This window comes from Bifidobacterium pullorum DSM 20433 (assembly GCF_000771405.1).
GTDB classification, from domain to species: Bacteria; Actinomycetota; Actinomycetes; order Actinomycetales; family Bifidobacteriaceae; genus Bifidobacterium; species Bifidobacterium pullorum.
Genome location: NZ_JDUI01000007.1, coordinates 191036 through 205330 on the forward strand (window position 1 = coordinate 191036; position 14295 = coordinate 205330).

General features: G+C 64.4%; 17 protein-coding genes. All 17 read right to left on the reverse strand.

Going from position 1 to position 14295, the window contains the following annotated elements; translation table 11 throughout:
• Positions 1–29: 29 nt before the first annotated feature.
• A complete protein-coding gene (locus OU11_RS04365) occupies positions 30–677 on the reverse strand; it encodes a MerR family transcriptional regulator (protein ID WP_033514671.1) in 648 nt (215 codons plus the stop codon).
• Between the two features lie 79 nt (positions 678–756).
• Positions 757–1194 (reverse strand): FHA domain-containing protein, encoded by a 438-nt coding sequence (locus tag OU11_RS04370; RefSeq protein WP_033514672.1) that lies wholly within the window; start codon positions 1192–1194, stop codon positions 757–759.
• Between the two features lie 5 nt (positions 1195–1199).
• Positions 1200–2027 (reverse strand): DUF881 domain-containing protein, encoded by an 828-nt coding sequence (locus tag OU11_RS04375; protein WP_033514673.1) that lies wholly within the window; start codon positions 2025–2027, stop codon positions 1200–1202.
• Between the two features lie 2 nt (positions 2028–2029).
• Positions 2030–2362 (reverse strand): small basic family protein, encoded by a 333-nt coding sequence (locus tag OU11_RS04380; protein ID WP_033514674.1) that lies wholly within the window; start codon positions 2360–2362, stop codon positions 2030–2032.
• On the reverse strand, positions 2362–3321 hold the full coding sequence (locus OU11_RS04385; RefSeq protein ID WP_033514675.1) for a DUF881 domain-containing protein: 960 nt from the start codon (positions 3319–3321) through the stop codon (positions 2362–2364). Before OU11_RS04385 ends, OU11_RS04380 begins: the two co-directional genes overlap by 1 nt.
• Positions 3322–3324: 3 nt before the next feature.
• The gene (locus OU11_RS04390) at positions 3325–3924 is read right to left on the reverse strand and encodes a CDP-alcohol phosphatidyltransferase family protein (protein WP_033514676.1); all 600 of its coding nucleotides are present in this window, start codon (positions 3922–3924) and stop codon (positions 3325–3327) included.
• 15 nt (positions 3925–3939) lie between these two features.
• Positions 3940–4791 carry an ATP phosphoribosyltransferase gene (gene hisG, locus OU11_RS04395; RefSeq protein ID WP_033514677.1) on the reverse strand — a complete coding sequence of 284 codons (852 nt, stop codon included), beginning with the start codon at positions 4789–4791 and terminating at the stop codon, positions 3940–3942.
• A gap of 38 nt (positions 4792–4829) precedes the next feature.
• Positions 4830–5093 carry a phosphoribosyl-ATP diphosphatase gene (locus OU11_RS04400; protein ID WP_033514678.1) on the reverse strand — a complete coding sequence of 88 codons (264 nt, stop codon included), beginning with the start codon at positions 5091–5093 and terminating at the stop codon, positions 4830–4832.
• A gap of 17 nt (positions 5094–5110) precedes the next feature.
• Entirely contained in the window at positions 5111–5776 is a 666-nt protein-coding gene (gene rpe / locus OU11_RS04405) for a ribulose-phosphate 3-epimerase (protein WP_033505711.1), read from the reverse strand.
• 52 nt (positions 5777–5828) lie between these two features.
• Positions 5829–6791: a prolipoprotein diacylglyceryl transferase gene (gene lgt / locus OU11_RS04410; RefSeq protein WP_081963436.1), complete on the reverse strand. Its 963-nt coding sequence runs from the start codon at positions 6789–6791 to the stop codon at positions 5829–5831.
• A 26-nt stretch (positions 6792–6817) separates the two neighbouring features.
• Positions 6818–7693, reverse strand: a complete 876-nt coding sequence (trpA, locus tag OU11_RS04415; RefSeq protein WP_033514724.1) for a tryptophan synthase subunit alpha — start codon at positions 7691–7693, stop codon at positions 6818–6820.
• Positions 7694–7709: 16 nt separating this feature from the next.
• A complete protein-coding gene (locus OU11_RS04420) occupies positions 7710–9800 on the reverse strand; it encodes a bifunctional indole-3-glycerol phosphate synthase/tryptophan synthase subunit beta (protein ID WP_033514679.1) in 2091 nt (696 codons plus the stop codon).
• Between the two features lie 205 nt (positions 9801–10005).
• Positions 10006–10437: a phosphoribosyl-AMP cyclohydrolase gene (gene hisI / locus OU11_RS04425; protein WP_033514680.1), complete on the reverse strand. Its 432-nt coding sequence runs from the start codon at positions 10435–10437 to the stop codon at positions 10006–10008.
• A gap of 35 nt (positions 10438–10472) precedes the next feature.
• Complete coding sequence (hisF, locus tag OU11_RS04430; RefSeq protein WP_033514681.1) at positions 10473–11243, reverse strand: imidazole glycerol phosphate synthase subunit HisF; 771 nt, start codon at positions 11241–11243, stop codon at positions 10473–10475.
• 157 nt (positions 11244–11400) lie between these two features.
• Positions 11401–12594: a dual-specificity RNA methyltransferase RlmN gene (rlmN, locus tag OU11_RS04435; protein WP_033514682.1), complete on the reverse strand. Its 1194-nt coding sequence runs from the start codon at positions 12592–12594 to the stop codon at positions 11401–11403.
• Between the two features lie 122 nt (positions 12595–12716).
• The gene (locus tag OU11_RS04440; protein WP_033514683.1) at positions 12717–13703 is read right to left on the reverse strand and encodes a phosphatidate cytidylyltransferase; all 987 of its coding nucleotides are present in this window, start codon (positions 13701–13703) and stop codon (positions 12717–12719) included.
• A gap of 31 nt (positions 13704–13734) precedes the next feature.
• On the reverse strand, positions 13735–14289 hold the full coding sequence (gene frr, locus OU11_RS04445; protein ID WP_033514684.1) for a ribosome recycling factor: 555 nt from the start codon (positions 14287–14289) through the stop codon (positions 13735–13737).
• Positions 14290–14295: the final 6 nt, after the last annotated feature.

Sequence of the window (14295 nt, forward strand, 5' to 3'; positions counted from 1 at the left end):
TCCACTCCCCCTCGATCGATTGGCGTCGCTTAGGCCGCCTGCCTAGCGGCGCGCTGCGCCTCCAGTTTCTTGCGCATGCGCATAACGGTAAGGTCGTCGATCGGCCGGCCGCTGGACAGCGTCGCCGGACGGGCCTGCAGATCAACGTAATCCTCCTGCTGCAGGGCCTCATCGATCTGGTGCCACAGCGATCCCACGGAAACGCCGAACACCGCCTTGCCGCTTTGCAGCAGTTCCAGCATCTGCTCGCTGGTCACGCATTCGTACACATGCTGACCGTCGCACATGATGGTCACGTCCGCAAGCTGACGCGTGGTACGGCGGGACAGGAAACCGATGGCCGCGGTGACGTTCTGCAGGTTGACGCCGGCATCCAGCAATCGCTTGGACACCGCGAGAATCACGACATCCTTGAACGAATACAGGCGACGTGAACCCGAACCATGCGACGGAGTAATCGAGGGTTCGACGATCTGCTTACGCGCCCAGTAATCCAACTGGCGATAGGTGATGCCGGCGACCTTGGAGGCCACGGTGCCGCGATATCCTCGCTTGACATCCTCGGCGTCGTCGCTGGCGAACAACTCCCCCTGCACCGCGCCTTCGGCGGACAGATCGGTACGCTCCTTCAGCGGCACATGCAGATGCAGGCCAAGGTCGTCACGCTGTGCAGCCATATCCTCTCCTTCAACGCGCCTCGGCGCCATCCTTCGATGGCGTCACGCCACCAGTCTAGCCCGTCCGCCGAACGTAATGTCAGGAGATAACGGCGGATTTGGTGAAGAAGACCAGACGGAATTTGCCGATCATAATCTCGTCGCCGTTGCGCAGCACGGCGCGGTCGACCCGCTGACGGTTGACATACGTGCCGTTCAGGCTGCCGGAATCGATGACGGTGAATTCCCCGTTCGCACGGACGAACACCGCATGGGCGCGGGACACGGTGGAGTCGTCGAGCAGGATATCGGCGTGGGCGTCACGTCCGACCGTCACCTTGTCCTCGTCGAGCAGGTATCGGGAGCCGGACACCGCTCCCCTGGTCGAGATCAGCAGCGCCGTGCCGTCGGAAAGCCTGGCGATGGTGTCGAGATCCTCCTGGGTCAGCGGACGGTCTCCGGTGGATGTCACAGGGATGGTAATGGCGGGCAGGCCAATGATGGTCGTCTCGCCTGCGCTTGGAATCGGTTCAGTCATACAGGCTATTCTACAGTCTTCGCGTACTGATATTGCGGAACCTCGGCAACCTCATCGATTCGCACACGGTCCGAGGCGTTCACGGTCACCTCGGCGCCGAATTTCACCTTGAGGCGGGACCCGACGCCACCCGCGATGTTGACCGCGTTCTGCAGGTTCTGCGGATCGCCGATCGCCTTGATGACATAGGGGCTGCTCAGTTCGACGTCATCGCAGATCAGACCGTTCTCGCCGTCGGCGATATAGGTCTGCGTGATGACGCGCACGTTGTTGATGGCGATGACCTCGGCGCCGGCGTTGCGCAGCTCCTCGATCAGGCTGAACATCGTGGACGCTTCCACCGCCTCGATCGATCCGTGGGAGATGGAGATGGTCACGCCCTCACCCTCGGCGGGCAGACGGCCGGAGAGGATGCCGCTGGTCTCCTCGTTCTGCTGCGCGATGCGCTGGGCCTCCTGCTGCTTGTCCGCAGCGTCCTGCAGCGAGTTGAGCTGGGCCTGCAGTTCGTTACGACGCTGTTCCTGCAGCTGGACCTGATTGCTGGTCTCGGAGATGAGGCGCGTGAGCTCCTCCTCGCTCATCGTCTCATAGGTGGACCGCGTGTTGTTCAGCTGGATCACATAGCCGTATCCGAGCAACGCGCACAGCACGACGATGAAGATGTTGGTGATCACACGGGCCCTGCTGCGGTTGGCGTCCAGGGAGACACGCTTCGGCTTGCGCCCCACGACCGGGAACGACCCGGTCTCGACCCGGTCGTTCTCCTTGTCCTTGGCGTGCTGTTTGTGCAGACGACTGAGCGTGTCGTCGACTTCGGGCTTGTGGACGGCCATGGTCAGCTCCTGAAGATGAAGCGGCGGATGGCCGATACGTTCGAGAAGATGCGGATGCCCAACACCACGATGACCGCGGTCTGCAGCTGCGAGCCGACGCCCAGCTGGTTGCCGAGCACCACAAGCAGCGTGGCGGTGATCACATTGGTGAAGAACGAGATCACGAACACCTTATCCGAGAAGCTTCTCTGGAAGTAGGCCCTGGCGGCGCCCAGCAGCGCGTCGAGAGCAGCGACCACCATGATCGGCAGATACGGCTGGAGGAAAACCGGGATGTCCGGTCTGACGAAGATGCCGACCACCACGCCGATGATCAATCCCAACACCGCTGCCATCATTCACTCCTTCTTGCATGGGCCACATCACCGGATACGGCCGCTTCCAGTCTAATCGAATCGGATTTCGCCACCTGCGGATAGATGCCGGATTCCGCATAGGATTCATACAGCATCGGCTGTCGTTCGGCGCTCACCGCATCGGCCAACGTGTTCCTGTTGCCGATCGCCTTGATGACGTAGGGGCTTTCGATGGAGTTGATGCCGATCAGAATCGTCTGCCCGGCGGTGCGGATCGAGGTCTGCATGCCCAGCCGGTAGTCGTTGACGGCAATCGCCTCGGCCCCTGACTGCCACAGCAGGTTCACGAGCTGCTGCAGGTCCGCGTCGGTCACCACACGAATCTGGTTGCCTGACGTCTCCCGCGGCAACGCGCCATCGGCGGCGATCGGATCGGCCAGTGTCAGGGTGATCCCCTCCCCCTCGACAGGTATCATGCCGCTGGTCATCTCGTCCTGGATCTGCGTCTCGCTCTGCTGGAAATCGGCCATCTCACGGGAGACCTCGTCAATCCGGCTGCGCAGGTCGTTGATCTCGTCGGCCAGCGATTCCGCCTGCTCGGTCTGGTTCTCCAGCTCGGCAGCCCAGCTCTGCCGGACGGCGCGACGGGGATCGGTGTGCAGCCGCTGCACGAACAGCGATCCCGCGAATCCTACGGCCACGCAGGTCAGGAACACGACCACACGCGTCACCCAGGTCACCACGGGAGATGATGGCCGTCTGGTCAGGCGGGAGTCCATGAACAGCGGATCCATCGGACGATTGGTCAGGTCGTCGATCAGACGGAGCGCGTCATCGTTGAGATGACGCCGATGCCCCCTGGCGGCGACCTCTTCGGCGGCATCGGTGGCATGCTGCGATGTCAGCCCCGCGAACGAGGACGAGAACACCGCACGGCGGCGTACCGGCTGGTTCTCCTGCGACACCGGGAACGACCGGGGCTGATCAAAAACCGGCATCGATCACCGGTCCCGCCTGAGCAGTTCGAATCCCTGGCGGTAGTAGATGATGCCCGCCAGCCAATACAGCGCCACGCCCCAGATGCCGGCGGACAACGCGGCCAGGTGGAGCAACTCCATGGCCGGGGTCTGCCAGATATCCGCCACGATCAGCGCCACAATCGACATCATCAGCATCGCGGTGCCGGCCTTGCCGACGAAATGGACCGGCAACGGACCGTAATCGTGCTGGGCCAGCACCAGGATCAGCACCGCCATCAGCACATCGCGCAGACCGACGATGATGAGCATCCACCAGGGGATGATGCCGGCCACGCCCAGGGCGAGGATGCTGCAGAAGATCAGCAGCCGGTCGGCTATCGGATCGAGGATCTGGCCGATCTTGCTCACCTGGTTGAACGATCTGGCGATGATGCCGTCAAGGCTGTCCGATACCGATGAGATGGCCAGCACGATCAGTGCGGTGATCATCTCATGCCTCGAGACCAACATCGCGATGAAGGGAATCGAGATGATCCTCAGCACGCTGATCATGTTGGGGATGGTGAAGATCACATCCCTGGCCTCAGGACTGTACTGCGCGTCGGTGTTGTGATTGCTCATGGACTCCCGTACCGTTTACATCCTCGAAGCCTGCAACGCCGTCACGATGATCGCCCGCGCTCCCACGGCATACAGTTTATCCATCAGGCGGTTGACCTGAGCCTTGGGGACCATGACGCGCACGGCCGCCCACTGCTTGTCGTGCAGCGGGGAGATCGTCGGGCTTTCGAATCCGGGGGTGATGGACACGGCGGCGGACACCTTTTCCACCGGAATGTCGAAATCCATCAGCACGTACCTGCGCGCGGTCAGCACACCCTGCAGGCGCCGGCCCAGCACGGTCAGACGTTCGTCATCGGCCTCGAGCCTCGGGGAACGGATCAGGATGGCCTCCGAGTGCAGGATCGGATCGCCGAACACCCGCAGCCCCGCGTTGCGCAACGTGGTGCCGGTGGACACCACGTCGGCGATCAGGTCGGCCACGCCCAGCTGCACCGACGATTCGACGGCGCCGTCCAGATGGATGATGTCGGCGTGGACGCCGTGCTCCGTCAGATAGTCGGAGACCAGCTTGTCGTAGGAGCTGGCCACGCGCTTGCCGTCGATATCGGCCAGTGCCTCGATCGGCGACTCGTTGGGGGCCGCGAAACGGAACGTCGATTCGCCGAAGCCCAACGGCATGTGCTCGATGGCCTGGGTGCCCGAGTTGAGCAGCAGATCGCGGCCGGTGATGCCGACATCGATCGTGCCGCTGCCCACGTACACCGCGATATCCAGCGGGCGCAGGTAGAACAGTTCGATCTCGTTCTCCGGGTCCTCGACCACCAGCTGACGGGGATTGCTTCTGAGCCGGTATCCGGCCTCGGAAAGCATCGTCCACGCCGGTTCGGACAACATGCCCTTGTTGGGCACGGCAATTCTCAGCATGACTTCTCCTTGAAAAGACAAACGGGACTGGGCGGCGGTCACAGATGCCGGTAGACGTCCTCGAGCGTGATGCCGCGGTCGATCATCATGACCTGCAGATGGTACAGCAGCTGGCTCATCTCCTCGGCGGTGCGATCGGCACCCTCGTATTCCGCGGCGATCCAGGTCTCGCCGGCCTCCTCGACGATCTTCTTGCCGATGAAATGCGTGCCCTTGTCCAGCTCCTCGACGGTCAGGGACCCCTCCGGCCGCGTGGCGGCCTTCTCGCTCAGCTCGGCGAACAGCGATTCAAACGTCTTCATATGGAATACAGCACCTTTCAGGCCTTGAACGCGGCGGCGGCCTCGTCACGGATGGCATCGATGGCCGCGGCGGGATCCTCGGCGCCATACACCGCCGAGCCGGCCACCAGCACATCGGCGCCGGCTTCGGCCACAATATGCGCGGTCTTGGGGCTCACGCCGCCATCGACCTGGATCTTCACGTCCAGACCGCGGCGGGTGATCTCGTCGCGCAGACGACGCACCTTGCCCATCTGGTTGTCCAGGAACTTCTGGCCGCCGAATCCGGGCTCGACGGTCATGATCAGAATCATGTCGAATTCGTCGAGGATGTCGAAGATCGGCTCCACCGGTTCGGCCGGGCGCACGGCGAAGCAGGCCTTGCAGCCCATCTCGCGCAGCTGGCGGGCCAGACGCACCGGGGCATGGGTGGCCCCCATATGGAAACTGACCGAAGCGGCGCCGAGCTTGGCGTATTCAGGTGCCCAACGGTCCGGGTCCTCGATCATCAGATGCACGTCGACCGGCAGGTCGGTGACCTCGCAGATGCGCTTGACGATCGGTTCGCCGAGCGTCAGGTTGGGCACGAAATGATGATCCATCACATCGACGTGAACGAGATCGGCGTTCGCGATCGCCTTGAGGTCACGCTCGAGATTGCAGAAATCGGCGGACAGGATGCTGGGTGCGATTTGAATGCTCATGATACCTACTCTATCTTTCTTTTGCGACGTTATGACCGAGTTTAGCCGAGTGTCACGCAACATTGTCCGGGTGTTCCGTTTCCGCCGTCGGTTCGGCGGATTCGGGCGACCCGACCGTTTCGACCGGTTCGGCGGACTCGGCCGAATCGATCGGCTCGACAGGTTCCGGATGCGGGGCCTGCCCGGCCTGTTCGGATGCGGTGACCGCGGCCAGGCGTTCCCGCAGCGGTTCCGGGGCGGAACCGACGCGCTGCACGGCGACGAATGCGATGACACCGCAGATGAATACCGCGATGGACACCCACACGTTGATCCGCACGCCCAGGAACGTATGGGCGTAATCGATGCGCAGGGCCTCGATCCATGTGCGGCCGGCCGTGTACCACATCACGTAGATCGTCAGCAATGAGCCGGCCTTGAGCACGCCGGCCGCCTTGCGTCCAATCCAGATGATGAGGGCCGCGCCGATCAGGTTCCAGATCAGCTCATAGAGGAACGTGGGATGGTACAACACGTCGGATCCGTCGATTTGGAGCCCCCACGGCAGCGTGGTCTCGCCGCCGTACAGCTCCTGGTTGAACCAGTTGCCCAAGCGTCCGATGGCCTGCGCCACCAGCAGCGCCGGGGCCACGGCATCGGCCAGCAACGCCATCGGGTAATGCTTGTGCCGGCACCAGCCCCAAGCGGCCAGCGCGCCGAACAGGATGCCTCCCCAGATGCCCAGGCCGCCGTTCCAGATGCGTATCATCTCCATCGGGTCGCCATCCGGGCCGAAGAACCGTTCCGGCGTGGTGATGATGTGGTACAGGCGTGCGCCGACGATGCCCGCCAGTACCGAGACGATGGCGATGTCAAGAATCTGGTCGGAGTCGCCGCCGACCCGTTTCCAGCGCACCGTGGTCATGGCCACGGCGGCGATGATGCCCGCCAGGATGCACAACGCATAGATGTGGATGGTTAGCGGGCCGATCTCGAAGGTGGAGATCGACGGCGAAGGAATCGAAGCTAGTGTCATAGTCCCTGATGGTAGTACGGAATCGCTCACTTTCGGGCGTTATGCACGCCTTCGGCCAACGATTCTGTTTTGGCGGCCAGCGCGTCCAGCCCTTCCCGTACATCGCGTGCGGCGCGACGGGTGTCGTCCAACAGGGTGTGCACCAACGCCGAGCCGATGATCACGCCATCGGCGTAGCGTCCCACGGTGCGCGCCTGTTCGGGCGTGGAAACCCCGATGCCGACGCACACGTTCCTGGCTCCGGCGCGGCGCGTACGCTCCACCAGCACCTCGGGGGACGAGGAGAGCGTATCCCGCTCCCCCGTGACACCCATACGCGAGGCCGCATAGATGAAGCCGCGCGCGTTGAGTGCGGCGTTCGCCAGACGCTCGTCGCTGGAATCCGGGGATACCAGGAAGATGCGGTCCAGTCCATGCCGTTCCGAGGCCTCGATCCATTCGCCGGCCTCGTCGGGAATCAGATCCGGCGTGATGATGCCGGCGCCGCCGGCGTTCTCCAGATCGCGGGCGAAGCGCTCCACGCCGTAATGGAAGACCACGTTCCAGTAGCTCATGATCAGCGGCACGCCGCCGGCGTTCGCCACGGTCTCGACCGCACGGAACACGCCGGCCATGCGCTCGCCGTTGTCCAACGCCACCTGCGAGGCGGCCTGGATGACCGGGCCGTCCATCACCGGATCGGTGTAGGGCAGGCCGATCTCCACCGCGTCGACGCCGTGCGTGACCATCGTGCGCAGCGCGTCATGGGTGGTTTCGGGATCCGGGAACCCGTACGGCATGTAGCCGATGAAGGCGGGGCGGTTCTGCGCGCGGAACGCGTCGAACATGGCCTCGCTGGGGCTGGGACGGCGGCTGAGGCCCAACGGCTGCGGAGCGGTGGCCTGCGCTGTTGTCTGAGTCATCTTGTTCACCTCTGTCTCATTCGCTGACGGCATTGCCGTGCGCGCCGTTGGCGTCCAACGCCTTGCTCTGTTCATCGGTCAGATAGCCGAACCAGCGTCCGGCCGTGGCCACGTCCTTGTCTCCGCGTCCGGAGAGGTTCACGATCATCACCGGCTCGTCGATTCCCCGGGCCTTGAGGTCGGCAGCGGCCTTGTAGGCGCCGGCCACGGCGTGGGAGCTTTCGATGGCGGGGATGATGCCTTCGGTTTCGCACAGGTCCTTGAAGGCGTTCATGGCCTCGTCGTCGGTGGCGTAGTCGTAGGTCACGCGGCCGATCTCCTTGAGCCATGCGTGTTCGGGGCCCACCGAGGCGTAGTCCAGACCGGCGGAGATGGAGTAGGTGTCCAGGGTCTGGCCTTCCTCGTTCTCCAACAGATAGGATTTGGCCCCCTGGAACAGGCCGATCTGGCCCGTGCCCGGAGCGAAGCGGATGGCGTGTTCGCCGGATTCGGGGCCGTGGCCGCCGGCCTCGTACCCGTACAGACGCACGCGTTCGTCGTCGAGGAACGCGTTCATGATGCCGATGGCGTTGGAGCCGCCGCCCACGCAGGCGCAGATGGCGTCGGGGTGGTCGATGCCGTACTCGCCGCGCAGCTGTTCCTTGGCCTCCTCGCCGATGATCTTCTGGAAATCGCGGACGATGGTCGGGAACGGGTGCGGTCCGGCCACGGTGCCCAGCAGGTAGTGGGTGGTCTCCACGTTGGTGACCCAGTCGCGCAGCGCCTCGTTGATGGCGTCCTTGAGGATGCGGGAGCCGAGCTTGACCTCCACCACCTCGGCGCCAAGCAGCCTCATGCGGGCCACGTTCAGCGCCTGGCGGCGGGCGTCCACCTCGCCCATGTAGACGCGGCACTTGAGCCCCAGCAGCGCGCAGACCGTGGCGGTGGCCACGCCGTGCTGGCCGGCGCCGGTCTCCGCGATCACGCGGGTCTTGCCCATGCGCTTGACCAGCAGGGCCTGTCCGAGCGCGTTGTTGATCTTGTGGGCGCCGGTGTGGTTGAGGTCCTCGCGCTTGAGGAACACGCGCGCGTTGATGCCGACGCGTTCATTGAGCCGCTGCGCGAACCGGGGCACCTCGGTCAGCGGCGAGGGCCGTCCGACATACAGCCGGTTGAGCCGGTCGAATTCCTCACGGAACGCGGGATCGGCCTTGGCCTCGTCGTAGACCTGTTCAAGCTCGGTCAGTGCGTGGATCAGGGCCTCGGGCACGAAACGGCCGCCGAACCGGCCGAAGTACGGCCCATCGTGGTCCGCCAACGGACGGCGTTCCGACACCTTCACACGCTTGCCGGCATCCACCAGCCGCTTGACGGCCAGATCATGACGCTCCGCGGTGGCCACGCCCTCGCCCACCAGCACGGCGTCGGCCCCGGCACGAGCGTAATCCTCGAGCTCCACCGGGCCGAACACGCCGGATTCCGCCACCTTGATGACATCCTGCGGCAGCGCCGCGGCCAGTTCCCGATAATTGCCCACGTTGACGGACAGGTCCTTGAGATTGCGGGCGTTGATGCCGATGACTCCTGCACCGGCGGTGACCGCGCGCTCGATTTCCTCGGCGGTATGGGTTTCCACCAGCGCCGTCATGCCGAGTTCGTGGGTCAGTTCCAGCAGCGCGCGCAGCGTGGCGTCATCCAGGGCCGCTACGATCAGCAGCACCATATCCGCACCGTGCGCCCGCGCCTCCCAGATCTGATACGGGGTGGTGATGAAATCCTTGCGCAGCACGGGGATATGCACGGCGGCGCGCACGCGGTCGAGGTCGTCCAACGAGCCGAGGAACCGTCGTCCTTCGGTCAGCACCGAGATGGCCGCGGCGCCGCCGCGCTCGTATTCGGCGGCCAACGCCGCCGGATCGGGGATATCGGCCAGATGGCCCTTGGACGGCGAGGCGCGTTTGATCTCGGCGATGACGGGAACCTCATCGGCATGACGAAGCCATCGGCGGGCGTCCAGCGGAGCCGGGGCCGCGGCCGCGGCCTGCTTCACGACGTCCAATGGCATGGCCTGTTCGCGGGTACGCTGATCCTCCAGTGCGCCCGCCACCAATTCGTCAAGTACCGACATGGGTTCTCCTTGGTTGAGTGGTTGGGTACCGCACACTGTAGCGAACTCATGCGGGAAAACTCCTCGACCGTCTTGCTATGCGGCTAAAGGAGCCCCGGAACAGATTGACTATCTCATAAGGTGAGACTGATCGGACCGGTAAGACCAGCGAAAACAGCAAAACCGGCAGGACTTGCGAAAACGAAGCGAACAGCGGGATGAGCTGTCAGCGCTCGTCGTCCGCCGGCTCGTCCGCGCAATCCAGTTCCTCCGGGCGCACGCCCACCACCACAGGGAGCCTGCCGCCTTCGTCGAAGCAGGAACGCTTGCCGGTATGGCAGGCCGCGCCCACCTGGTCCACCTGCACCAGCAGCGCGTCGCCGTCGCAGTCCAACGCCACCGACTTCACATACTGGACGTGCCCGGAGGTATCGCCCTTGCGCCAGTATTCCCGGCGCGAACGCGACCAGAAGGTCACACGCCCCGACGTCAGCGTGCGGCGCAGCGCCTCGTCGTCCATATAGCCGACCATCAGCACCTCATGGGTGTCGTACTGCTGGATGACGGCCGCGACCAGCCCCTTATCGTCATGTTTGAGCCGCTGCGCGATGCGCGAATCCAATGTGACGTCGTTATCGTACCGTTCGGTCGGATGCATCTGAAATCTCCTCGGTTCCCTGTCGTACGTATCGTTCAGCGGACGGTGTATCCGGCGGCCCGCAGCGCCTCTTTCACGTCACCGATCTTCATCTTCCCGTAATGGAACACGGAAGCGGCCAGCACGGCGTCGGCCCCGGCCTCGATGGCCGGCGGAAAATCCTCCACCTTGCCCGCACCGCCGGAGGCGATGATCGGGATCGAGACCTCATGCCGGACGGCGCGGATCATCTCCAGGTCGAATCCGTGCTCGGTGCCGTCGGCATCCATCGAATTGAGCAGAATCTCCCCGGCGCCCAACTCCTCGGCGCGTTTGACCCACCAAATCGCATCGATGCCGGTGGACTTGCGGCCTCCCATCGTGGTGACCTCGAACCCGGATTGCGTATGCCGCTCCCCCTGTTCGCGGCGCGCGTCCACAGACAGCACCAGCACCTGGCTGCCGAAACGGTCGGCGATGCGGCTGATCAGACTCGGATCGTTGATGGCGGCGGTGTTGATGCCCACCTTGTCGGCGCCGCAGCGCAACAGCCGGTCCACGTCCTCGACGGACCGCACGCCGCCGCCCACCGTCAGCGGGATGAACAGCTGCTCGGCCGTACGGGTGACGATGTCATAGGTGGTCTGGCGGTTGGAGCTGGATGCGGTGACGTCCAGGAACGTCAGCTCGTCAGCGCCCTGGCGATAGTATTCGGCGGCCAGTTCGACCGGATCGCCCGCATCGCGCAGGTTCTCGAAATGCACGCCTTTGACCACGCGCCCGGCATCGACGTCCAGGCAGGGAATGACTCGTACGGCCAATGACATCTGCTCTCCTCGCTCTCTGTGTGGGCCACGCCTGCAACCATGCGGCGGCTGTCCCGCCGGCACACCCAAGGGTAGCCGTTCGCCGGCGCGGCGCCGTCGTATGTTCCGTCAGGCGGAATGCGTTCCGGGCGTCTCGCGGGCCTCGCCGCCGATCGTTTCAGCCCTGGGATCCGCCCTCGCCGCCCGGCTGTCCTTTGGCAGCCAGCTGTCCACATGCGCCGTCGATGTCCTGACCGCGCGTGTCACGCAAGGTGGCGGTGATGCCGGCGGCGTGCAGGATGTCCAGGAACCGCTGCTCGTCCTCGGGCTTGGACGCGGTCCAGCGCGACCCTTCGATCGGGTTGAGCGGAATCGGATTGACATGGGCCCAGTCGTCGCCGTAATGGTTCAGGCGCTTGGCCAGCAGACGGGCGTGCTCCGCCTGGTCGTTGATGCCGCGCATCAGCGCGTATTCGATGCTGACGCGACGCTTGGACGCCAGGAAGTAATCGTGTGCGGCGTCGAGCACCTGCGTGGTGTTGAACCGCTTGTTCATCGGCACCAGTTCGTCGCGCAGCTCGTCGCTCGGGGCGTGCAGGGAGACGGCCAGACGCACGGGGATGCACTCCTCGGCGAGTTTGCGGATACCCGGCACCACGCCCACCGTGGATACCGTGATGTTGCGCGCGGAGATGCCGAATCCCTCGGGCGGCATGGCGCTGATCTGCCGGACCGCACTCAGTACGGAACGGTAGTTGCCCATGGGCTCGCCCATGCCCATGAACACGATGTTGCTGAGCCTGCCGGGGCCTCCAGCCACCTCGCCGTCGCGCATGGCCTTGGCCGCCACGCGTACCTGTTCGACGATCTCACCGGCCGACATGTTGCGGGTCAGGCCGAGTTTGCCGGTGGCGCAGAACGGGCAGCCCATGCCGCAGCCCACCTGGCTGGAGATGCACAACGTGGTGCGGGAGGGGTACCGCATGAGCACGGATTCGATCAGCGAGCCGTCGAACAGCCGCCACAGGGTTTTGACGGTCATGCCTTCGTCCGCCACCTGACGTGTGACCTCGGTGATCAGCTGCGGGAAGAACGCCTCGGCGGCCTCGGCCCGCTTGGCTGCCGGGAAATCGGTGAATTCGGCGGCATTGACATCGAAATGACCATAGTAGTGGTTGGCCAGCTGCTTGACGCGGAACTTCGGCAGCCCCAGCTCCCCCGCCTTGGCGATCCGTTCCTCGGGCGTCATGTCGGCGAAATGGACCGGTGGCTTGCCGCGGCGCGCGTGGTCCTTGGCCAGCACGTCGCGGAACGGACCGGTGGTGCCGCCGGGGGTGATGCCGGTTTCGGGCATGTCATTCGAGTTCGTCATTTCCGTCACATCTCCGCACTCTCGCTCGAGCATTCCTACCCTATCAATAGCAAAAGCCCCGGAATGATCCGGGGCGGTCGCCATGGAAACGGCATATGCCGTCCGTGTGGGCCTGTTGCGGATTACAGTCCGGCGACCCACAGCATGATGGCGATGAATGGCGCGCTGATCAGGATCGAGTCGACGCGGTCCATCACGCCGCCATGGCCTTTGAGCAGATGGCCCATGTCCTTGATGCCGATATCGCGCTTGAGCATGGAGGCGCAGAGGTCGCCGAAGGTGCCGACCACGCCGACCATGACGCCCATGACGATCGGCACCCACCAGCGCGAGGCCCATACGGCGCCGTCATAGGTGCAGGCGAAGATCGCGAAGGCGCCGATCATGGCGAACAGCATCGAGCCGACCAGCCCCTCGACCGATTTCTTCGGGGAGATGCGCGGCGAAAGCTTGTGTTTGCCCAGCCAGGCGCCGGCGAACAGTCCGCCGGTATCGCTCAGAGCCGGCAGGAACACCAGCATGATGGCGTGGGCCACGGGGTGGCCGCCGAAGGTCAGCGGGATGATCAGGCACCCGGCCAGCAGCGGGATGTACAGCACAGTGAACAGCGACACCGCCACATGGCTGAGCCTGCTGTGGTTGCGCTCCCCCCGCTCATGGTTGAAGGAGGATTCCAGACGGGCGCTGGCGTCGGTGTGCGAGAGCTTGTCCGCCACGGCCAGCGACAGGCGGTTGCCGAGGCTGAGCTTCATCGTGGCGGACAACGCCACCAGCAGCAGCGTGCCCATGATGCACAACGCAAGCGTCATGATGTGATGCGTCGCATAGTAGGTGGCGAACAGCGTGGCCGCGGAACACACCCACAACGTCACCACCGGGATATGCAGGCCGGCCGTCGCGAAATCGACGCGCAGCTCCCACAACGCCAGCATCATGAACACCACGATCAGCACGACGAACAGGTCGATCCGGATCAGCAGACACGCCAGTATGACCGCCACCAGCGCCGCTGCGGTGGCGATGGCCTGGGGCATATTGCGTCCGGTCCGTTTGTTGATCGAAGCGATGGCCTCCTCGGCCTCCTTCTCGCGCTGATCGAGTTGTTCCATACCGTTCCTTCTCACGAGGCCTTCGGGAGGATCAGACCTCCATGATCTCCTTCTGCTTGCCTTCCAGCAGCGCGTCGATCTCGTCGGAGACCTGCTTGGTGACCTTGTCGAGCTCCTTGAGCAGGCGATCGCCCTCATCCTCGCCCATCTCGCCGTCCTTGACGGCCTTGTCGATGCCTTCCTTGGTCTTGCGGCGGATGTTGCGCACGGCCACCTTGCCGTCCTCGGCCTTGGTCTTGGCGAGCTTGACGTATTCCTTACGGCGGTCCTCGGTCAGCTCCGGCAGCGTGACGCGGATCACGTTGCCGTCACGGTTCGGGCTGACGCCCAGATCCGAATCGCGGATGGCCTTCTCCACGGCGGCGGCCTGCGACTTGTCGAACGGGGTGACGGCCAGCGTGCGCGGCTCCGGCACACCGATCGAGGCGACGGCCTTCAGCGGGGTCGGGCTGCCGTAGTAGTCGACGGTGATGCCATTGAGCAGCGCCGGGTTCGCGCGACCGGTGCGGATGCCGGCGAAGTTCTCCTTGGTGGCCTCGACGGACTTGGCCATCTGGTCCTTGGCCTGATCGATAACGGTTGCCATAGTGTT